Genomic DNA, 22,079 nt, shown 5'->3' on the forward strand with positions numbered 1-22,079 from the left:
AAGTTAAGATGGAAAACTTGAATACAATGTTTTCTTTAATGAATTGTTCATTAAATTTTTACTATAGAATAGATTCCTACGGAATCACAACCATGCATTTTATTCATTCCTTATAAAAAAGTCTGTGCAAATCTGTGCAATCTGTGGGCTAACCTATTACATTTAATCCATAAGAATTCAATAGGAACGGGCTTTAGCCCGTTTAATAAAAATAAAATACTCAATTGGCTTTAGCCAAAACCTAAAATAAGCAGAAAATATTTTAATTCATCTTTTTCAAAACCTTCTCAAACGTATTCACATTCCTGCTGGTAAACTGATCTTTAAGACTTTTTTTACCCAGTACTTTTCCAAAGGTAGAATCTAAGGTATTGCCCTTCGGCACCTGCCAGTAAAATATATCATTGATAATCTCTGCCTTTTCATTTTCTGCCTGTGCAGCTTTCTGAAACTCCTCCATCAGAACTTTTTCCACCCCTGGAATTCCTACAAAACCATAAATATGAAGTTCATCATTCTTTTCAAAAGGAATACTGTTCCAGAACACCTCAGTTTCTTCCTGAGATTTTACAAACAAAAAGGCTTCATAAGAAAAATGTTCTGACATTGCCTTTTCCAGAATCACTTTTAAATCCTGAGTCTTTTTATCGGAAGAAAATACAATATTTCCGGAAGCCAGTATTGAACTCACGTCTTTCATTCCGGCATCTTTAAAAACCTGGCAGACATCAGCCATTTTCATATTGGTTCCTTTTACGTTGACGCCGCGGAGAAAAGCACAGTATTTCATTTTTTTCAGGGATTAGGTTTTAGGTAATAGGTTGTCAGTTTGAGAGTTTGAGAGTTTGAGAGTTTGAGAGTGAAAAAGTTATAAGAACTTCTTATTTTTTTATCTTTAAATGCTTAAATTTTTCAATCTTTTAATCAATTCTAATGTACAAATTATAGTCTGTTCCTGAAGGTTTCAGGTGGTAAATTTTTTCTAAAATCTTATTGTCACTTTTCAGATGATCTTTCACTCTGAATTCTTTCAAAAGCCTATAATGGGTTTTATAATATTCTGAATTTGCCGTATTTCCTTCGTACAGATTCTGGTAAGAAAGAAGATATTTAGGCTTTCTTGTCTTTACGGTATTGATCCAGTAATTTACTTTGTCCTTTTTAATCTCTTCCTGAATTTGCTTATCTACCAATCCAACCTCATCAATCGTTTTTAATCCTGAAAAATAAGGAACATAACCAGCTGGTTCAAGCAAGATCCATTGATTTTTATCTTTTTCATATTGATGTAAAAATGTACCAATTGTTCTGCGGTAGTTCCATTCCCCGTTTCCTGTTGCAATACAGTGAACAGTCTGGAAAACAAGCATTGGGAAAATATAAAATATAATCAGTAATGACAGCCATAGATTTCTCTTTTCTTTCTGTTCCAATACAAAAATAAGAATAGGAACAAAAAGCAAAAGCTGCGGCACCCAGTAATACCAGTCGAACAAGCTTTTCTGAGAAATAAAGATCATTTGTTTTGCCCATCCGAAAAGAAAAATAATCCACAAAAAGTAGTTTCGCTTCTCTCGTTGTCTGATGAGATAAATAAAGCAAAGCAGTTCAAAAATCAAGACTACAATGGTGAGAGGATTAAAATCTCCCGGAACTTTCAGCATTCCCCAGAAGTTTCCGAAGCTTTTGAAAAAATATCCGATATGCTGCTGGATCGTAAAGTTCTCGCTATAAAGAAGTTTTTTTGCTGTAATGGTATTATTAACCAGTTCGCCAAAGTAAAACCAGTTGAAAGCAACCGTAGCTAAGACTCCAAGAGCTCCCCCAAAAATATAATTCCAACTGATCTTTTTATTCCAGAACAGATCTACAAGAAAGACAATTCCCAGGAATATTACCGTATCAATTCTTGTAAACATGATTAAAACGGGAAGAAGTGTCAGTACCCATTTTTTTCCTTTATGGAAACCATAATACAACAATGCCATCTCGAGGAAAAACAGAATTCCGTACTCCATTCCGAGAATTGAAATCTTAATAGATGGCGGCAAAATACCGATCAGAAATATAAAGATAGCTTTATGCCAGGGATTTTTAAGAACCAGATGAGAAAGCAATAAAGTTCCTATCGTAAACAGGATGGAATTGAAAATCAAAAGAGGTTCAATAAAGTTTTCTTTTCCAAAAACAAGGTTGAAAATATAAGATACAAAGACATACAGATGGGTTGTAGAAGCAGAAATCTTAGTATCTCCGTTGAAGCCGATTACTCCATAGTCCAACAGGTTCTGGGCAACCCTCCAGGTAATAAATGCATCTTCCTGAATATAGTGCGTTAATAAAAAAAGAAGTTTAAAAAGAACCGTAGCTATTACGGCATAGATTGGGAATTTGCTATTTTGTGTTTCGGACATTATGTATTTTTACTTTCACAAATATAACCTTAAAATTCAGGATTCCCAATAATAAAAAAACGGAACCGAAGTTCCGTTTTAAAGTATTTTATTTTGTTGCTTTGATAATCGCAGTGGTAATTTGATTTTCCTTTTCTTTTGAATAAGTGGAATCATAAGGCTCCATGACATCAAATAAGTACTGGTAGAATGGCGTGATCTGCTGAACATTTTCAGACTCTTTCATCGCCTTATCTCTGCCCATTTCCTGAAGATCTTTGATAAATACATTGAACTTCTTATCAATCGGCTCTATGGATTTTACCAGATAAGCATACGCTTTTTCTTTCTGTCCGATCTTAGTATAAGCATCTGTTACTGCTGAAACAACAAGAGAATATTCCATAGGTTTTGTTCTCATTTGTCTTCTCAGGTAGCTTTGGTCTGCTTTGGAAAGGCTTAAATAATAATCATACTCTTCAAAGATTCCTTTTTTAAGTACTTCAGCAATCTGAAGACCTTTCTGCTCCTGGCCTGCAATAATGTATCCCGATACAATTGAACTTAACGAACGAGGATCATTATATTTCTCTGCAGGAATTTCTTTTGCCGCAAGATCCAGAATTTCTATTGCTTTAGCTTTCTGTCCGCTTAATGCAAGTGCGGAAGCCGCTCTGCTTGCTGACATTCTGTAGCTGATGATATTGGAAGTAGCCGTTTCATCAAAATGGGCATTTAAGTTTTTGAAGTTCCCCCATCTGAAGCTTTTCACTACATTATAAAGAGAATTAGCATCTACTCTTCCCATATCACCATCTGCCGTTGGAGGCGTTTGGATAGGGATTAATCTGTAACTGAATCCGTCAAACTGAAGGTAATCGTTCAGATAGAAAATATTTTCGCTGTCATAAATACCTCCTGATGAGAAGTTGATTGGACGCTTCCAGTCGAAGTTCGCCAAAAGATCCATCAGGATAAGGTTGTTCTTATAAAGTGTGTTTCCTTTGTAAGTAATCATAATCTGATTGGCTACGTTTGGAAGATCTTCTTTATTGATGATTCCTGCTTTTAGAGCATTTTCTTTATTGACAGGAAGAATGAATTTGTTTACCGGAAGGATATTATATTTTTCAAATTTCTCTTCCCCGAAGTACATTTTTAATAATTCGTCTTTTTCAGGAGATTTGAATTTAATGAATTCGATCGCTTGTTTCAATGTTAAAGAATCCTGAGTAAGATATTTTCTGAAAGACTGGAATTCTGTTTCCGGAGCTCCCTGTTCTTTCAACATAGAGAAAACACCTTCCCAATCTTCCTTCTTCATCATATAGATCTGGTCATTTACTCCATCTCTGTAATCATCGTGTGTCAACTGACTAGGTATACCCATAGCGTTGTAAGTTCTTCTTTTTACCTGATCCAGATTCCATGGTGTTGAAGCAAGGGTAAAGTTTACCACTTTCACATCATCTCTGAACTGCTCTGTTTCCTGAATAGCCCAAACCGGATAAGTATCATTATCTCCGTACACGAAAAGGATATCGTTTTTCGGTAATGATTTTAAAACGGAATATGCATAATCGTAAGCTGTATATCTATTGCTTCTGTCATGAACATTGTAGTTCTGGAAGCCCATCATGAAAGGAACACCTAATAAAACCACTCCTAAAGCGATGTTCGCTCCGTTTGATTTTATTTTAGACTGTAAGAACCACAAGATTGCTCCGGCTCCCAAACCAATCCAGATGGCAAATGCATAGAATGAACCTACCATTGCATAATCTCTTTCTCTCGGTTCAAAAGGTTTTACCCCTGTATAGAAAACAATTCCTACACTTGTTAAAATAAATAAAGATAATAGTGCATAGAATCTTCCGAAGTCTCTGTTTAACTGGAAAAAGAATCCAATCAAACCTAGGATTAACGGAAGGAAGAAGAATTTTACAGTACTTTCATTCTTGAATTTAGCAGGCATTTTATCCTGATTTCCAACTACAGCATTATCGATGAAAGGAATTCCGGAAATCCAGTTTCCTTTTGTGCTCTCCATATTTCCTTCAAGATCATTCTGTCTTCCTACGAAGTTCCACATCAGATATCTTACAAAGTAGTATCCGTTCTGGAAAGTAATAAAGTAATCCATATTCTGAAGTAATGAAGGCTTCTGAACATTGATTAAGTTATAAGGTTTTACTTTCAGATAATCTGAAGCTGTAATGGATTTGTCTTCATATTTTGCTCTCAGCTCATCAAAGATCTGCTTAGCCTGTGGATTGTCTGCCACATCTTCGTTAGCATAATTGAAGGTAAAATCAGGAGCCCCATACATAGAAATATAGTTCGCCATTACATCCTTATCCTCATTAAACATTCTTGGCATTAAGCTTACCTGAGACTTATTGAATACGTAATTGAAGCGGTCTCCGGTTTTTCTGTACGTTCCGGTTTTTTCATCTTTTTCGTAGATCTCTCCGGTTTTTTGTGTTCTAAAACTTCCGTCTTCATTCTTTTCAATTCCGTTAGCATCAAGGAATGCCGTATAGTTTTGCCCGTAGATTGTAGGCCAGTCACCATACTGCTCTCTGTTATAATAATCCAGCATACCAATAGCCGTATCCGGATCATTAAGGTTCATCGGTGGATTTGCATTGGCTCTGATAGGAATAACCATCCAGCAAGAGAATCCGATCATCATGAAAACTACAGATAATGCAGCGGTCTGATAAATGTTTCTTTTGGCTTTTCTTGCATACTTAATTAAGAAATAGCAGATGGCTACCATCAGCACAAAAGCTACAATCGTTCCGGAGTGGAAAGGAAGTCCAAGACCATTCACGAAGAAAATTTCAAGTCTTCCGAACATGGTCATAATTAAAGGGAAGATAATTTTGAAAACAATAATCAAAATCCCCAGTGTAATAAGGTTTGCCCAGATAAAGTTTTTCCAGGTAAATTTGTAATTTCTTGCATAGTAAACCAAACACACTGCAGGAATCGCCAGCATACACATCATATGCACTCCCACAGAAAGTCCTAAAACAAAGAAAATAAGAATAATCCATCTTTCACTGTCTCCCGCTTTATACTCATTCTCCCATTTGGTAATCAACCAGACCAAAAGCGCGATAAACATTGAAGCCATAGAGTAAACCTCTCCTTCTACTGCCGAAAACCAGAATGTATCTGAGAACGTAAAGCAAAGTGCTCCTATTGCTCCGGCAAATAAAATAGAGATTTCCTGATGTTTTGTAATTTCTTCAAAATCTTTGTTTAGAAGTCTTCTCACAAAGTGTGTGATCGTCCAGAACAAAAATAAAATAGTCAGCGCACTGAACAATGCAGACATCGCATTGATCACGATAGAATAGTTTTCGCCTTTCCCTAATGCAAAAATGGCTGCCACGGCACCCACTATCTGGAATAAAGCAGCTCCGGGAGCGTGCGTTACTTCAAGTTTTACTGCAGAAGAAATGTACTCGCCACAATCCCAAAAACTGAAATTGGGTTCTATGGTGGACAAGTACGTGAAAAAAGCAATAACGAAAACCACCCATCCTGAAACGGTGTTCCATTGCCTAAAAGTCCAATTTTTCATAGTATTAAATCAATTATGCGAAAATAAGGCTTTTATCTTATTTTATGCGGGTTTTAACAAAATTTAAAAATTTTGGCGTAGTATTTGCGATTATACTGCTGTCAAAACTGAAAATACTAAAATTTTTTTTTACAAACTATGCCCTAGAAATCAAACAAAAGTTTAGTAATTATTTATTTTTTTGTATTTTTGCAGTCAGATTTTTATTGAAAATAACAAATAATGAGTAATGTTTACGATAATATTCTTGGCCTGATAGGACACACTCCGATGGTGAAGCTAAATACTGTTACAAAAGATATTCCAGCAACCGTTTACGCCAAGTTAGAATCATATAATCCTGGACATTCCACTAAAGACCGAATTGCACTTCATATTATAGAGAACGCAGAAAAGAAAGGCCTTTTAAAAGAAGATTCTGTAGTTGTAGAAACTACTTCCGGTAATACGGGGTTTTCTATTGCGATGGTATGTATCATTAAGGGATATAAATGTATTCTTGCAGTAAGTGATAAAACAAAACCGGAAAAAATTGCTTATCTGAAAGCGTTGGGTGCTGTAGTGTATATATGCCCGGCCAATGTACCGGCTGATGATCCGAGATCATACTATGAAGTAGCTAAAAGAATCGCTCAGGAAACTCCTAATTCTATTTACATCAATCAATATTTTAACGAGCTTAATATTGATGCACACTATCAGACAACAGGTCCTGAGATCTGGGAACAGACGAAAGGTAAGATCACTCACCTTTTTGCCTGCACCGGAACAGGGGGTACGCTGTCTGGTTCTGCCAAGTTTTTAAAAGAAAAGAACCCCGATATCAAAATCATCGGTGTAGATGCAGATGGTTCTATCCTTAAAAGCTATCATGAAACAGGAGAAATACACAAAGAAGATGTACATCCTTATCAGATTGAAGGAATGGGTAAAAACCTGATCCCTTCTGCCCTGCTTTTTGACAAGGTGGATGAGTTTGTAAGGGTAAATGATGAAATGTCCGCGTACAGAACCCGCGAAATTGCTTTGAAAGAAGCTATTATGGGTGGTTATACTACCGGAGCTGTAACACAGGGATTAATGCAGTATGCCCAGTCTCATGAGCTTACAGAAAATGACGTGGTTGTTTTAATATATCCTGACCATGGCTCCCGATACATCACTAAAGTGTACAGTGATAAATGGATGGCCGAACAGGGATTTGTCAACAACTGTGTTCACAACTATGACGAAGTTTTCAAAACTGAGTTTATCAAATAAGAACGAATAAAATCACGATACAAATAAAGCCTTTTGCGTATTCTGACAAAAAAGGCTTTTTTACTTAAAAATTACGATACAATGTTGGATATTTTTGAAAGAATAAAAGAAAATCCAGGACCACTTGGACAATTTGCAGATTATGGTGAAGGCTATTTTATTTTCCCAAGATTAGAGGGACCCATCGGCCCTAGAATGCAGTTTCAGGGTAGAGAAGTAATTTTCTGGAGTGCTAATGACTATTTAGGGCTGTGTAATCATCCTGAAGTTATTGAAGCAGATGCAAAAGCGGCTGCAGAATACGGAATGTTCTATCCAATGGGAGCAAGAGCAATGTCTGGAGAAACAGATCAGCACCTTCAGCTGGAAAGAGAATTGGCAGACTTCATACAAAAAGAATCAGCATACTTATTGAATTTCGGTTACCAGGGAATGGTTTCTACCATTGATGCGTTGGTAAGCAGAAATGATGTTATTGTTTATGATATGGATTCTCATGCCTGCATCGTAGATGGGGTAAGACTTCATGCCGGTAAAAGATTTACCTACAAGCATAACGATATGGAAAGTCTTGAGAAAAACCTTCAGAGAGCAACTAAGGTAGCTGAAGAAACCGGAGGAGGTATTCTTGTGATTACGGAAGGAGTTTTCGGAATGAGAGGTCAGCAGGGAAAAATCAAAGAAATTTGTGATCTTAAATCAAAATACCAGTTCAGATTATTGGTAGATGATGCTCATGGTTTCGGGACACTTGGTAAAACAGGTGCCGGTGTAGGTGAAGAGCAGGATTGTAACGATCAGATTGATGTATATTTCTCTACTTTTGCTAAATCAATGGCAGGTTTCGGAGCATTCCTTGCGGGTGACAAAGAAATCATCAGATATCTGAAATTCAACCTGAGATCACAAATCTTCGCAAAATCTCTTACAATGCCAATGGTAATCGGAGGATTGAAAAGACTGGAGCTATTGAGAACAAGACCTGAGATCAAAGCTAAACTTTGGGAGAATGTTTACAAACTTCAAAACGGACTTAAAGAAAGAGGATTCAACATTGGAGATACAAATACTTGTGTAACTCCGGTAATGATGCAGGGAACTCCGGTAGAGGCTACTCTATTGGTAAAAGATTTAAGAGAGAATTACGGTATTTTCACTTCTGTAGTGGTATATCCGGTCATTCCGAAGGGGATGATTCTTTTAAGACTGATTCCTACCGCTTCCCATACGGATTCAGAGATCAACGAAACTCTGGCAGCGTTTGAAGCAATTCATGACAAATTAGTAGGTGGCTACTACAAAGAGCAGGAACAAAAATTACTGCAGGAACAAGGATTAAGTTTTAAACCAATTTAATCTTAAAAATAAAAAAAAGCCACTGATTGATTCAGTGGCTTTTTTGTTTAATAACTATAAAGCAAATGAAACTTAGAGGTTACACGTTGGGAATTCTGTCGGCTGTTTCTTATGGTCTGATTCCGATTTTTATTCTGCCTGTCAAACAGGCGCACTTTTCTATGGATATAACCTTGTTTTACAGGTTTTTCTTTTCAGCTTTAATGGTGGGTGGTTATCTGATTTATTCCCGACAAAATTTCAGGCTCAATAAAAAGGAAACCCTTATATTGGCTATTCTGGGAATATGCTATGCGCTTTCTTCAGAATTTCTGTTTCTGGGTTATGATTTTCTGACTCCAGGGATAGCATCTACCGTACTGTTTATATATCCAGTCATTGTAGCCCTGATTATGTTTTTCTTTTATAAGGAAAGGCTTACCCGGCTCTCAGTATTTTCATTACTTCTTGCCTTTGCAGGAGTTATTGTTTTATGCTTAAAAGGAAACGGATTAGAAATTAATTTTGCAGGTTTAGGAATTGTAATGCTAAGTTCTCTTTTTTATGCACTTTATATGGTTATCGTGAATAAGTCAAATCTGAAAGTATCAGGATTTAAGCTTACTTTTTTTTCCATGTTTTTCACTTCCATGTTTTTCATGACAAAAGCAATGATCGGACACGAATCATTTGCTATTCCTTCAATGTCTGTCTTTTTAAGTTTCCTTATTTTTGCATTTCTCACTACAGTTATCTCCAGTCTTTGTCTGGTGTATGCCATTAAATATATAGGTTCTACACCTGTTGCAATCCTGGGTGCTTTGGAACCGGTAGTAGCAGTATTAATCAGTGTCTTGATATTTCATGAAAAATTCACCAATAACTTATTGATCGGGATAACACTAATCCTATTGGGAGTGACTTTAAATGTAATTACGGATCGTAAAAACCTGAACCACGCATAAATTATACTCCGGAATTCTTTAGTACCAGCATTTTTTTACTCGGCAGGAAATTTCAAAAATGATATAAATAAGATCATACAATCTGATTAAAAAGTAACCATTCATATCTATTGGTGTGATTGAAAAAAATATTCAATAATCCCTTCCGGCCTCTGGTATAACAAAATTTATCTGACTATATTGTAGCTGTCTATTGATAGGTGTTCCCCTTCTATAACAGATATATACATTTATTATAAAAGCCTATGAAAGAATTACAGAAACTTACTAAAGATCAATTATATAATAGAATTAAAGAGAAATCAGAAAACTTATACAACATCACCCATGAAGCTCTGGAAAATAATTTTTTCAATGAAAGCGCTTTAGATGAAGAAAGTCTTGCCGAATTTCTCGAAATGCTGGATGATGAAACCGCTGAAAAGTTAAAGGACGCTTCCCTTCACATCAATAATGAAGATGATGCTCCTGAAATTATTCTTATAGAGAATGAGAACAACCCATCTCTTGAACTGGTTACCCGTGAAGATGAAGGTTATAAAATCATTCTTATAGAAGGTAACCTTCACTTATCCAAAAAATTGTTTGTTGAAGATTACATTGTCCTTATTGTTACAGGGAATATACAGGCAGAAAATATTATTGTGAACGGTTCACTGTACTGTTCCGGAAATGTTACCTCCAAAGTAGTATTCGGAGCATCGGGCAATGATAATGAAACCTATATTGGAGGAAGTATTATGACCTCACTCATTGCTGAAAACGGGCATTATACAGTGGCTGAAGGAAATATATATTCCAGATACTTAATCAGTTTTCATAATGAGATAATCGGAAAGACCGGAAAATTTATCGAAAATATAAGTCTTGAGAAACCCAGCGAAATTGGATTATTAAAAGACGAAATCCTTGATGAAGACGGATATTTTGATGAAGATTCTTTTTTAAATTTTATTGACGGAAATTCTCCGGATGCTTTGTTTAATAAACCGACTCATTTGTTTTAGCAGAAACTCTTTGTCATTGAGAGGGTCATAAAGCAGAATCCTAAAGACTTTTTCTTCACTGTTTATAATCAGGAGAAAAAATTTTTTTCTAAAAAAACTTTAGAATAACTTTGCAAAAAATTTCTGTTGAAAGACCTGCTTCTTATTACTCCGCCTTTTACCCAACTTAATACTCCTTATCCTGCAACGGCTTATATTAAAGGATTTTTAAATACCAAAAATATTTCCAGCTATCAGGTAGATTTGGGGATCGATGTTATTTTGGATTTATTTTCAAAAGAAGGAATTCAGAAGGTTTTTAATAAAGAAATTGATCTTCAGAACACCTCTGAAAATTCTCAGAGAATCTATGCCCTAAGGGAAGAATATTTAAAGACTATTGATCAGGTCATCCCTTTTTTACAAGGAAAAACACCTACACTGGCAAGGCAGATCTGCAGCATGAACTTCCTTCCCGAAGCTTCCCGCTTCAACCAACTGGATGATATGGAGTTTGCTTTTGGAAATATGGGTCTTCAGGATAAAGCCAAACATCTGGCGACTTTGTATTTAGAAGATATTTCCGATTATATTGTAGAAAATATTGATGCTGATTTTGGTTTCAGCAGATATGCAGAACGCCTTGGAAAAAGTGCCAATTCTTTTGATGAATTATATTCAAAATTATCTGGTGAACCTACATTTATCGATGCATTTACCTTAAAAATTCTTCAGGAAAAAATAGAAACGGTTCAGCCAAAGCTGGTGTGTTTTTCAATACCATTTCCTGGTAATCTGTATGCCGGTTTCAAATGTGCCCAATGGATCAAAAAACATTATCCCCATATTAAAACGGCTATGGGAGGCGGATTTCCCAATACGGAATTAAGAGAAGTTAAAGATCAGAGAGTATTTGAGTTTTTTGACTTTATTACCTTAGACGATGGTGAACTTCCATTGGAACTTCTTTATCAAAATTTAGAAATTTCCGCTGAGAAAGGAGAATTTAAAAGAACTTTTCTTATCGAAAATAATGAAGTTGTTTATAAGAATAATTCCAAAAGGCACGATTTCAAACAATCTGAAATAGGAACGCCTGATTATACAAATTTAAAACTGGATCAATATATTTCTGTTATCGAAATCGCCAATCCCATGCATAGTTTATGGAGTGATGGCAGATGGAATAAACTGACAATGGCGCATGGATGCTATTGGGGAAAATGTACATTCTGTGATATTTCTTTAGACTATATCAAGATCTACGAACCTATTTCTGCTAAAATTCTGGTAGACAGAATTGAAGAATTGATCCGTACAACAGGGGAAACAGGATTCCATTTTGTGGATGAAGCAGCACCACCAGCTTTAATGAGAGAAGTAGCGCTGGAAATTCTCAGAAGAAATCTTGTTGTTACCTGGTGGACTAATATTCGTTTTGAAAAAAGTTTCACCCGTGATTTATGTTATCTTCTGAAGCTTTCGGGGTGCGTTGCTGTTTCCGGAGGACTTGAAGTGGCCAGTGACCGATTGCTGAAATTAATTGACAAAGGAGTTTCTGTGGAACAGGTTGCCAACGTAACAAGAAATTTTACAGAAGCCGGTGTTATGGTTCACGCTTATCTGATGTATGGCTACCCTACCCAAACGGTTCAGGAAACTATTGATTCTCTGGAAATGGTTCGGCAGATGTTTGAGATGGGAATTCTTCAAAGTGGTTTCTGGCATCAGTTTGCCATGACAGCCCATTCACCTGTTGGAATAAACCCGGAAGATTTTGGAGTGGTTCCGGTGAAGCAGGAAATTTTGTTTGCCAATAACGACATCGACTTTAAAGATAAAACAGGAATTGATCATAACAAATTTAGTTTCGGATTAAAAAAATCTCTGTTCAATTATATGCATGGAGTAAATTTTGAACTCCCTCTTCAGGAATGGTTTGATTTTAAAATTCCAAGAACATCTATCCATCCGGATTACATTCATGACTGTCTTTTGGAAGATGGGCAGTTTAGTCTGAAAGGAAATTCAAAAGTGGTCTTTTTAACCAAAAATGTAATCGCTGAGAATCGCGTAAAAAATAAAAAGAAATACTCTGGTACATATACGTTACTTACATTCCACTTAAAAACCAATATTGTGAAGGTTGAACTGGAACAGGAAAAGGCAGAATGGCTCATGAATGTGCTGGAAGAAAACGCTATTGAAAATTCAAAAAAACCTACTATTCAACAACTTAAGAATCAATTTGAGGAAAGTTTTGAAGATTTTGAGTTATTCTGGTTTTCAAAACCGATGCAGCAATTGAAGGAAAATGGAGTCATTTTAAGTTTATAAAAATTTTCATTTTTTTCTCAGGGATTTTTAAAATTGGTGAATTTTCCATGAATTCTTATTTTTCTGAATAAATAAGACGTGTTTTGATTACCCTATAATCTCTCACAGAGTTCACGGATTACACAGATCTTTGTTTTGATTTAAGAAAATAAAATCTTCTATTTTTCATACTGAAAGAATCAAATCCATATTTCTAACTACTATATATAAACCGACAAAATATTCCCCTCCTCCGGAGGGGTGGCGAAAATTCAAAGAATTTTTGACGGGGTGGTTTGTAAAGACTAAAGTGATATCTATAAGTTTTGGCTAAAACCCGTTTCTATTGATAATAAGCTATTCCTTTTTATCAGATAAACTAATTAGGCGTTTCTTTTGTTACAATACCTACAGATACTTTTTCCTGTATCTTAATAAAGTTTGGATCCATAATCGCCATACGTTCTGCCAATGCTTTATAGGTTGGAAATTTTAGAATAGAAGCTCTTCCTGACATTTCCTTGTAGAGGGTAAAAGATTTTCCTCCAGCTGTTTTCAGCTGTTTTGTAGTCGTGATATATCTTCCGATAAGCTTGCTTTTGGCATCATAGATCTCAATATCTATTGGAGTTTTATCCATGATCGTCTCTTCTGAACCGAAACTTACAGGTAAATTGGTAAAATATCCTACCGGAACACCATTACTAAGGATCTCTCCCACTTTATTAACCTCAATATTCATCTTATCGATCTTCTTTCGGATAGTATAAGCATCTTTCGTTTTAGAATCCAGCTTTCTCTTGGGTACATTCGAAAAAAGCTCATCAAGGTTTTTGACATTGATTCCTTTATTATCAATGATCTTAAGATCCTTCACTGACGTAAATACCGCAGATCTCTCTTCCCCGGAAAATGCAGAAGGTGATGAATAATCAATTTCGATGGTTTTGTCCCTGTTATATACCCTGTTGACACTGATATAGCTGTCGCGAACAGAATCAACGATACTTTTATCAATGAATTTTATAGTATACATCGGAGTTTCCTTCAGATCCATAAAAGTATATTCACTGGATTTGTTGGAAAGCTTAGCTACCGGAATACCGTCAAGATTAATAATTCCTCTCTTGGTTTTGATATTCTGGGCATGGAGGAAAACACCCAGAACTGTAAATAATATGATTATGCCTTTCTTCATACAATCAGACTTTTACAAATAAAAAAAAGTGTAACACAAAGTTACACTTTCTTGAAAATATATTTAGCTTTTCATTTAATTATTCACAAAGGATAATGCCTTTATTATGATTAAATTCTACAACACCGCTTTTGATAGCATAAGCAAAAACAGAGTCTTTTCCAGCTTCTTTAGTGAAATTTTTAGCAAAAGCCTCATCAATAGAATTAGCAAAAAGCTTTACATCACCTCCGATTAAAGAAGAAACAATTCCTGCGTGGTTTTTCATGATGTGAAATTCACCATTTTTTCCAGGCAATAATACTGAGTCTACTTCTCCTTCAAAAACTACGTATTCTGGTGTTAAAATTTTTATATTCATTTTAATTTAGATTTGAAGATTTCAGATTTCAGATTTCAGACAACCTTAAAGTCTCATGTCTGGTATCTTTTATCTTTATGTCTAATTATTAAGCGTTTTCAGCTAACATTTTTTGTCCTGCTTCGATAGCTTCCTCGATGGTTCCTTTCAAGTTGAAAGCTGCTTCTGGTAAGTGATCTAATTCACCATCCATAATCATGTTGAATCCTTTGATAGTATCTTTGATGTCTACCAATGATCCTGGGATACCTGTAAACTGTTCTGCTACGTGGAAAGGCTGAGATAAGAATCTCTGAACTTTTCTTGCACGGTAAACCACTGATTTATCTTCCTCAGAAAGTTCTTCCATACCAAGGATTGCGATGATATCCTGAAGTGCTTTATATCTTTGAAGGATTTCTTTTACTCTTTGAGCACAGTTGTAGTGATCGTGACCGATAACTTCCGGAGCAAGGATTCTTGAAGTAGAAGCTAATGGATCTACCGCTGGATAGATACCTAATGAAGCAATCTTTCTGTCAAGTACCGTAGTTGCATCCAAGTGAGCAAACGTAGTTGCAGGAGCCGGGTCAGTTAAGTCATCTGCAGGTACGTATACCGCTTGTACTGAAGTAATTGAACCATTTTTAGTTGAAGTAATTCTTTCCTGCATCGCACCCATTTCAGAAGCAAGAGTTGGTTGGTAACCTACCGCTGATGGCATACGACCAAGAAGTGCAGATACCTCAGAACCAGCCTGTGTAAAACGGAAGATGTTGTCTACGAAGAAAAGTACATCTCTACCTTGTCCGCTTTCTCCACCATCTCTGTAGTACTCAGCTAATGTAAGACCAGAAAGTGCTACTCTAGCTCTTGCACCTGGCGGCTCGTTCATCTGTCCGAAAACGAATGCAGCTTTTGAATCTTTCATAGCTTCTAAGTCTACTTTAGAAAGATCCCAACCTCCGTTTTCCATAGAGTGCATGAAATCATCACCATACTTGATAATACCTGATTCCAACATCTCTCTCAAAAGGTCATTTCCTTCTCTCGTTCTTTCACCTACTCCGGCGAATACAGAAAGACCTCCGTGTCCTTTTGCAATATTGTTAATCAACTCCTGGATCAATACTGTTTTACCTACTCCAGCACCACCGAACAATCCAATTTTACCTCCTTTTGCATAAGGCTCAACTAGATCGATTACTTTAATACCTGTAAATAAAACTTCTGCAGAAGTTGAAAGTTGATCAAATTTTGGAGCTGGTCTGTGAATTGGAAGACCACCATCCTTAGAAATATTTTGAAGTCCGTCGATAGCATCACCAACAACGTTGAATAGTCTTCCGTTTACAGCCTCTCCGATTGGCATCATAATAGGATTTCCATATCCAATTACGTCTTGACCTCTCTTAAGACCATCAGTAGCGTCCATTGCAATACATCTTACTGTATCTTCGCCAATATGTTGTTCTACCTCTAAAACTACTTTTTCACCGTTTTCTTTTGTAATTTCTAACGCGTCATAGATTGCTGGAACAGCTTCCACATCTGTGAAGACAACGTCGATTACCGGACCAATAATTTGAGAAATTTTACCTTTAATTTGGTTTGCCATTGCTAAATTTTTTCTTGGTGCAAATATAGTGATTCTTCATAAACCCGCAATTGGTAAAAAAAAGATTTTTATCATGCTTTTTAAGAGATGAATGAGTTTACGCTATACGATGTAAAATTCAATATTTATCATTATATTTAACAGCAAATTTGTAATTCAGCCGTTTGTCATTATTATAGTATAATATAATGTAGGATATTTTTCAAAATTTTTCATTTTCAAATTTTCAGATTCCCTCGGTTACATTAAAAATAAAGGTTTTATATTTGCAATCAAAATTTTTCCGTTTTGAAAGTTTTCAAGAATTTTACAGATTACTCCTCACAGAAGCCTCTAGCATTGTCTTTAGGTATGTTTGACGGGGTGCATCTAGGGCACAAGAGTATTATCGATGAACTGACTAAAATAGGTACAGAAAACAATCTGGAAACTGCTATCCTTACTTTTTGGCCGCATCCAAGATTTGTTTTTAATCCAAATGAAGATTTAAAGCTTCTGAATACGCTGGAAGAAAAAAAACAGCTGGTTGAGAAATATGGCATTGATAATTTGTTCCTGAAAGAATTTGATGAAGAATTCAGAAATCTTACCGGAGAAGAATTTGTACGTCAGATTTTAATTGATAAACTCAATGTAAAATACCTTATTATAGGATATGACCATTCTTTTGGAAAAAACAAAAGTGGAAATTTTGAGCTTCTTCAAAAACTGTCGAAAGAACTTGGTTTTGAGGTAGAACAAATGGAGGCAATCAATATTCATGAAAATAATATCAGTTCTACGAAAGTGCGTAATGCGCTTTTAACAGGAAATATTAAAGAGGCCAACGAAATGCTGGGGTACACCTACTCTGTTTCCGGAACTGTGGTTCACGGGAAGAAAATCGGAAGAACCATCGGATATCCAACCGCTAATATTGAAACAGAATCCATCAAGCTTTTACCTAAGAAAGGAGCTTATATTGTAGAAGTATTCGTAAAAGGCAACCAATATAAAGGAATGCTGAGTGTAGGAACCAATCCAACCGTAAACGGAGAAAAACTCACTGTGGAAGTTTATATCCTTGATTTTGATGATGATATCTATGATGAAAAGATTACAGTAAGCTTCAGAGATTTTCTTCATGATGAAATCAAATTCGAAGGTCTTGACAAGTTGATTGAAAGGCTGGATGAGGATAAAAGAATAACAGAGAAATTTAATTTTTAAGATATAAAAAAGGCTATTCAGTGATGAATAGCCTTTTTGCTTATTTTAATACTTTTAAGTAGATTTTCTGAGTCTCATTATTCAGTTTTACATTCGGGAACTGTTTGTCGTAATCAATAAAGATATCTCCTTTTTCATCTGCTTTTCCGTTTCCGTCAGAGTCCCAGCTTATAGTTACATAATATTTTGCAGGACCGGCAGGTTTTGGATTGATCTTGCTTTCAGCATCTTTTGGTACCGGAAGATCAATGGTAAATGGCACTGATTTCTGCTCAAATTCTTTTTCCGTAATTAAGCTGGCAGGTGCGTCAGCCAGTTTTTCATCCATTCCGTATAAACTTACTTTAAGTTTTGGATTTTTAATGGTAAAATTCTCTGTACCGGAAAATTCCAGTTTAATATTTTCGGAAGAAGTTTCAGAAGCTGAGACAGCCGAAGTTGGGTTGTCAGTAGTGCTTTTACTTTGTGGCTTGGTGCAGCTTGACAAGATTAATGTTCCTGCTGCGGCGAATAATAAAAGGTGATTTCTCATTTGTTCTTTATTTTATTACTATTAAATGTATATTTCACTGATAACAGATAACAAATTTCGTACCTCAATCTTTTTTATTTTTTATAAAGAATTCACTTCATTCTGAGCTTTCTTGGTCAGGGATTTAAAAACCAGATCATACGAGTGGTCAATCAGTTTAAAGATCAAATCTCTTTTTAATCCATCAACAGTTACAGAATTCCAGTGGGTCTTATTCATGTGATAAGCGCCTGTAATCTGAGGATATTGCTCACGAAGCTCTGCGCTCCACTCCGGATCTGTTTTTACATTAACACCTAACGGCTGTCTTTCAAGCCCCATCAGTAAAAACATTTTGGTGTCTACTTTCATCACAAGAGTTTCATTATCAAACGGAAAACTTTCCGTAACTCCTTTTTTGGCAAGACAGTAATCTAAAATTTCGTTGGCATCCATATTCAATATGAGTAATGAGTGGTAAATAATTAGTAATGATTAAATGATATAATTCTTTAATCTTTAATTCAAATTTAGTAAATTTAAGAAAGAAATAATCTCACAAAATCACAATTATTATGAAAGCTCTGGTAATAGGTGCTACAGGCGCTACAGGAAAAGATCTGGTGAATCAACTATTGAATGACAAAGAGTTTGATGAAGTGGATATTTTTGTCAGAAAACCTATCGATATTCAGAATGATAAGCTTAAAGTTCATGTTGTGAATTTTGAAAAACCCGAAGAATGGAAAGATATGGTGAAGGGAGATGTTGCATTTTCGTGTCTGGGAACTACTTTAAAGGATGCCGGAAGTAAGGAAGCTCAGAAGAAAGTAGATTTTGACTATCAGTATGAATTTGCGAAAGCAGCGAAAGAGAATGAAGTAGAAGATTATATTCTGGTATCAGCTTATGGAGCCAATCCACAATCCAAAATTTTCTATTCCAGGATGAAAGGTGAGCTGGAAGAAGCTGTAAAACAACTGCATTTCAATAAGATTACTATTTTTAAGCCAGGAATGCTTGAACGAAAAGACTCTGAAAGAACCGGAGAAGTATTGGGAAGCCGCATTATTAAATTTGCGAATAAATTGGGATTATTGGAAAGTCAGAAGCCTCTGCCGACTGATATTCTGGCAAAGGCCATGATTAATTCTTCGAAAATAAAAAGCAATGGTTATTCCAGCATCAAACTGGGAAATATTTTCTGTTTTGCTGAGAAAAGCAATGAATAATATTTTAACTGATTTTCTGTTTTGTTGTATCAATAACCTGCTTAATCCATTGGTAATCCGGTAATTTTTTTAGTTTCGAAATTAATTCATGAGGAATATTTTTAGTTCCAATCAATGTTCCCGCAATTTGTCCGGCAATTGAAGCATTGGTATCTGTATCTCCTCCAGAACTGATAATTTGTTTAAACATTTCTTCCATACCTAAATCAATAATTTTGGTTGAACAGTAAATTGCGAAAGGAACTGAATTAACAACATAACCATTATTGCCCAATTTTGATATTTCTGAAATTGAAGAATTATTTCCTACTGAATTAATTTCGATTAATCTGTCTTTTATATTTGTATCAGGAATTTCCGGAATAATAATATCAAAAAGATTATTGTTTCCATTCCAATCAGAATTTAGGATTGCTTTTATAGAAAGAAAAACAGCTAAAGCTCCAGAAAAGGCTTCATCATTTCTATGTGTAACCTTACATGCTTCGTAAATATTTTGTCTTGTAATATCTGAGAAAAAAGCAAAAGGAGCAATTCTCATTGCTCCTCCGTTTCCTGCGGCAAATTCTCCAATTCGTCCAGCCTGACTCCAATGAATACCAGCTTCAGTATCTAAAATTGCCTTAAGTGTGGAGGCGCCAATTCCTGTTAATTTACGGCTTCTATAATATTCTATAAATTTATTGATAAGATTTTCAGGGGTAAAGCTATTCTCAGACAAAACTTCACAAGTTGCCAAAGTCATTTGTGTATCATCCGTAATACTCCAGACTCTTTGCTTTATGCTCCTTTTTCCTAAATAATAAATATGTGAATCATCAGTTTCTACTTCATTTTCATAGCTGCTTCCCCATGCATCTCCAATTGCTCCGCTAATGATGCAAGCTTCAAACTGATCCAAAGAATCCATGTAATAATCTATTATTTCAGATACTTTGTAATCGCCACATCAGTAGGCTTTGTAGTACTAACAAAAGAATCAATCAGTTTTCCGTTTTCATCCACCAGAAATTTAGTGAAGTTCCAAAGGATACTTGTATTCTTTACACCGTTTAATTCCTGTTCTGTTAAATATTTAAAGATAGGCGCAGTATCATCTCCTTTTACAGAAACTTTAGCAGCCATTGGGAATGTTACTCCATAGTTTTTCTGGCAGAAAGTTCCGATTTCGGTGTTGGTTCCAGGCTCCTGTCCTCCGAAGTTATTAGCAGGGAAACCTACCACTACCAGTTTATCTTTATATTCTTCATACACCTTTTCAAGATCTGCATACTGTGGTGTAAATCCACATTCTGAAGCGGTATTGACGATCAGGATTTTCTTTCCTTTAAAATCTGCAAAATTGATCTCTTTACCATCAAGACTTTCTACTTTGAAGTCGTAAATTGTTTTTCCCATAAGTTCGTTGGTTTTGGCTTTTGAAATTTCACTTTTTTGATTGGTGCAGCTTTGCAGGCAAGCCATGAAAGAAAGCAGCATTAAAAAAATATTTTTCATTTTTTATTATTTTGTACCGCGAACTGCAGTTGTATTAAAACTTGAAAATATTAGCCGGAAATACTTTGTTGATGTCTATTCTGTTTAATAACATCACATAATCTCCGTCTTTTTTAGTACTGGAAGATTCTATTCTGAAAGGCATTGTAAGGCTTCCTACTTTTTTAAAATCAGAATAGACAAGCGTTTCATCTTTTTTCACTTCTTTTATCAGCATATAAGTCTTTGTATCAAAGTAATACATATTCTTATTAACATTCTTGGTAAGTTCCACTTTATGGCAGTAGATCTCTCCTACTTTTTCTTTTCCAAGGTATTTGGCATCAAATCCTTTATTTTCCCAGTCTATGAAGTCATTATCAAAACTTTCCGGCACATATTCAGGATATTCCTGAAGTTTGTTGGCAGCATAGTTCATGGCATATCCTTTGGAACCGTCAAAACCTTCAATAGCAGTTTCTTTTCCTCCGGTAGTAATCAATGTTTTAGTAAGATTTGGACGCTGTTGAAAAATTCTTATCGGATATTCATCTTTGATTCCCAATACTACTTTTCCCTGAAGCAATACTGAATTCAATAGTTTCCAATTGGTTAACCCTCCGGATAATTCAATGTTTTTATCTATAATTTCCTTTGCGGTCTGTCCGAATATCACATGTGAAAATATCAGTCCAAATACTAATAGTAACTTCTTCATTAATTTTATTTATAAATTCAAATATAGGGGGATTTATGTAAAATTGCAAAAAAGGCTGATGAGCAAATTTGCTCTGGTGCCTCTGATGGTTTTAAATTAACTTTCGGGCTTTTTCCAGATCTTCAGGGGTATCAATCCCTACTCCTACGAAATTGGTTTCTATCATTTTGATTTTCATTCCATATTCAAGATAGCGGATACATTCAATCTTTTCGGATATTTCCAAGGGTTTCATAGCCAGTTTTGAAAACTGCAGCAATGCTTCTTTTCTGAAAGCATATACTCCAATATGTTTAAAATAACTTACATCATAAGAAACCTCTCGGTGAAAAGGAATTACGGAGCGGCTGAAATACAAAGCGAAACCATTATTATCTGTAATAACTTTTACATTATTAGGGTTTTCAATTTCTTCTTTTTCATGCAGCTGTATTTTTAAAGAAGCTAAGGATATTTCCTGCTGAACATCATGTTTAAAAACTTCAATCAGCTGATGTAAAGGTTCCAGTTTAAGGAAAGGTTCATCTCCCTGAACATTGATCACGATATCACAGTCAATATGCTGTACTGCTTCAGCAATACGGTCACTTCCTGTTTCGTGCTGCCCTGTCATTACGGCTTTTCCTCCGTTTTTTACAATTTCATCAAAAATAATTTCGGAGTCTGTGGCCACAAATACCTCATCAAACAGCCCGGTTTCCACTACATTCTGATAGGTTGTGGTGATAACGGTTTTTTCTCCTAAAATCTGCATTAATTTACCCGGAAAACGGCTTGCTTCGTAACGGGCAGGGATAACAGCGATTATTTTCATTCAATACAATATTAAGTAATTCTTTTTAAATCAGCAGGTTTCATTCCGGCATGTACAAAAAGCCTGAATAATCCTTTTATCTTGAGATCAAATGTAGTGAAAAGTATCTTATT

General features: G+C 35.5%; 19 protein-coding genes. 7 read left to right on the forward strand and 12 right to left on the reverse strand.

From position 1 onward, the window contains the following. Nucleotides 1-262: 262 nt before the first annotated feature. The 3 genes from ODR02_RS18895 to ODR02_RS18905 form a co-directional block, all read right to left on the reverse strand. Entirely contained in the window at nucleotides 263-790 is a 528-nt protein-coding gene (locus tag ODR02_RS18895; protein ID WP_209784324.1) for a DUF1697 domain-containing protein, read from the reverse strand. A gap of 130 nt (nucleotides 791-920) precedes the next feature. Continuing rightward, nucleotides 921-2,414, reverse strand: coding sequence for a hypothetical protein (locus tag ODR02_RS18900; RefSeq protein ID WP_209784323.1), 1,494 nt, complete (start codon nucleotides 2,412-2,414; stop codon nucleotides 921-923). A gap of 88 nt (nucleotides 2,415-2,502) precedes the next feature. Next, the gene (locus tag ODR02_RS18905) at nucleotides 2,503-5,988 is read right to left on the reverse strand and encodes a glycosyltransferase family 117 protein (RefSeq protein ID WP_309513168.1); all 3,486 of its coding nucleotides are present in this window, start codon (nucleotides 5,986-5,988) and stop codon (nucleotides 2,503-2,505) included. 222 nt (nucleotides 5,989-6,210) lie between these two features. On the opposite strand from ODR02_RS18905, the gene ODR02_RS18910 reads away from it, so the two are divergent. The 5 genes from ODR02_RS18910 to ODR02_RS18930 all read left to right on the forward strand — a co-directional run bounded on the left by ODR02_RS18910 (nucleotide 6,211) and on the right by ODR02_RS18930 (nucleotide 12,871). Beyond that, nucleotides 6,211-7,248, forward strand: a complete 1,038-nt coding sequence (locus ODR02_RS18910) for a PLP-dependent cysteine synthase family protein (RefSeq protein WP_209784321.1) — start codon at nucleotides 6,211-6,213, stop codon at nucleotides 7,246-7,248. 84 nt (nucleotides 7,249-7,332) lie between these two features. Next, complete coding sequence (locus ODR02_RS18915; RefSeq protein WP_309513245.1) at nucleotides 7,333-8,604, forward strand: aminotransferase class I/II-fold pyridoxal phosphate-dependent enzyme; 1,272 nt, start codon at nucleotides 7,333-7,335, stop codon at nucleotides 8,602-8,604. A 65-nt stretch (nucleotides 8,605-8,669) separates the two neighbouring features. Continuing rightward, complete coding sequence (locus ODR02_RS18920; RefSeq protein ID WP_209784320.1) at nucleotides 8,670-9,548, forward strand: DMT family transporter; 879 nt, start codon at nucleotides 8,670-8,672, stop codon at nucleotides 9,546-9,548. Nucleotides 9,549-9,793: 245 nt separating this feature from the next. Next, nucleotides 9,794-10,555: a polymer-forming cytoskeletal protein gene (locus tag ODR02_RS18925; protein ID WP_209784319.1), complete on the forward strand. Its 762-nt coding sequence runs from the start codon at nucleotides 9,794-9,796 to the stop codon at nucleotides 10,553-10,555. A gap of 126 nt (nucleotides 10,556-10,681) precedes the next feature. Next, nucleotides 10,682-12,871 carry a B12-binding domain-containing radical SAM protein gene (locus ODR02_RS18930; RefSeq protein ID WP_209784318.1) on the forward strand — a complete coding sequence of 730 codons (2,190 nt, stop codon included), beginning with the start codon at nucleotides 10,682-10,684 and terminating at the stop codon, nucleotides 12,869-12,871. A gap of 358 nt (nucleotides 12,872-13,229) precedes the next feature. Here the strand turns inward: ODR02_RS18930 and ODR02_RS18935 are convergent, their stop codons facing one another. The 3 genes from ODR02_RS18935 to atpD form a co-directional block, all read right to left on the reverse strand. After that, a complete protein-coding gene (locus tag ODR02_RS18935) occupies nucleotides 13,230-14,048 on the reverse strand; it encodes a hypothetical protein (protein WP_209784317.1) in 819 nt (272 codons plus the stop codon). Nucleotides 14,049-14,127: 79 nt separating this feature from the next. Beyond that, nucleotides 14,128-14,409, reverse strand: a complete 282-nt coding sequence (locus ODR02_RS18940; protein WP_103292663.1) for a FoF1 ATP synthase subunit delta/epsilon — start codon at nucleotides 14,407-14,409, stop codon at nucleotides 14,128-14,130. 88 nt (nucleotides 14,410-14,497) lie between these two features. Next, complete coding sequence (gene atpD / locus ODR02_RS18945) at nucleotides 14,498-16,006, reverse strand: F0F1 ATP synthase subunit beta (RefSeq protein ID WP_105682200.1); 1,509 nt, start codon at nucleotides 16,004-16,006, stop codon at nucleotides 14,498-14,500. A 288-nt stretch (nucleotides 16,007-16,294) separates the two neighbouring features. Here atpD and ODR02_RS18950 point away from each other — a divergent pair, with 288 nt between their 5' ends. After that, nucleotides 16,295-17,215, forward strand: coding sequence for a bifunctional riboflavin kinase/FAD synthetase (locus tag ODR02_RS18950; RefSeq protein ID WP_209784316.1), 921 nt, complete (start codon nucleotides 16,295-16,297; stop codon nucleotides 17,213-17,215). 40 nt (nucleotides 17,216-17,255) lie between these two features. Here the strand turns inward: ODR02_RS18950 and ODR02_RS18955 are convergent, their stop codons facing one another. Next, nucleotides 17,256-17,747, reverse strand: coding sequence for a hypothetical protein (locus ODR02_RS18955; protein WP_245169688.1), 492 nt, complete (start codon nucleotides 17,745-17,747; stop codon nucleotides 17,256-17,258). A gap of 81 nt (nucleotides 17,748-17,828) precedes the next feature. Next, entirely contained in the window at nucleotides 17,829-18,182 is a 354-nt protein-coding gene (locus tag ODR02_RS18960; protein WP_209784315.1) for an MmcQ/YjbR family DNA-binding protein, read from the reverse strand. Between the two features lie 119 nt (nucleotides 18,183-18,301). Here ODR02_RS18960 and ODR02_RS18965 point away from each other — a divergent pair, with 119 nt between their 5' ends. Beyond that, entirely contained in the window at nucleotides 18,302-18,958 is a 657-nt protein-coding gene (locus tag ODR02_RS18965; protein WP_309513169.1) for an NAD(P)H-binding protein, read from the forward strand. A gap of 4 nt (nucleotides 18,959-18,962) precedes the next feature. On the opposite strand, the gene ODR02_RS18970 is transcribed toward ODR02_RS18965, so the two are convergent. From ODR02_RS18970 to kdsB, 4 genes are all read right to left on the reverse strand, one after another. After that, nucleotides 18,963-19,868, reverse strand: coding sequence for an ADP-ribosylglycohydrolase family protein (locus ODR02_RS18970; RefSeq protein ID WP_309513170.1), 906 nt, complete (start codon nucleotides 19,866-19,868; stop codon nucleotides 18,963-18,965). 11 nt (nucleotides 19,869-19,879) lie between these two features. Next, on the reverse strand, nucleotides 19,880-20,455 hold the full coding sequence (locus tag ODR02_RS18975; protein WP_309513171.1) for a glutathione peroxidase: 576 nt from the start codon (nucleotides 20,453-20,455) through the stop codon (nucleotides 19,880-19,882). A 34-nt stretch (nucleotides 20,456-20,489) separates the two neighbouring features. Further along, a complete protein-coding gene (locus ODR02_RS18980) occupies nucleotides 20,490-21,152 on the reverse strand; it encodes a histidine kinase (protein ID WP_209784312.1) in 663 nt (220 codons plus the stop codon). Nucleotides 21,153-21,243: 91 nt separating this feature from the next. Further along, a complete protein-coding gene (gene kdsB / locus ODR02_RS18985; protein ID WP_209784311.1) occupies nucleotides 21,244-21,966 on the reverse strand; it encodes a 3-deoxy-manno-octulosonate cytidylyltransferase in 723 nt (240 codons plus the stop codon). Nucleotides 21,967-22,079: the final 113 nt, after the last annotated feature.

Origin of the sequence: Chryseobacterium sp. CFS2, from assembly GCF_036543225.1 — a bacterium.
Taxonomy (GTDB): domain Bacteria; phylum Bacteroidota; class Bacteroidia; order Flavobacteriales; family Weeksellaceae; genus Chryseobacterium; species Chryseobacterium culicis_A.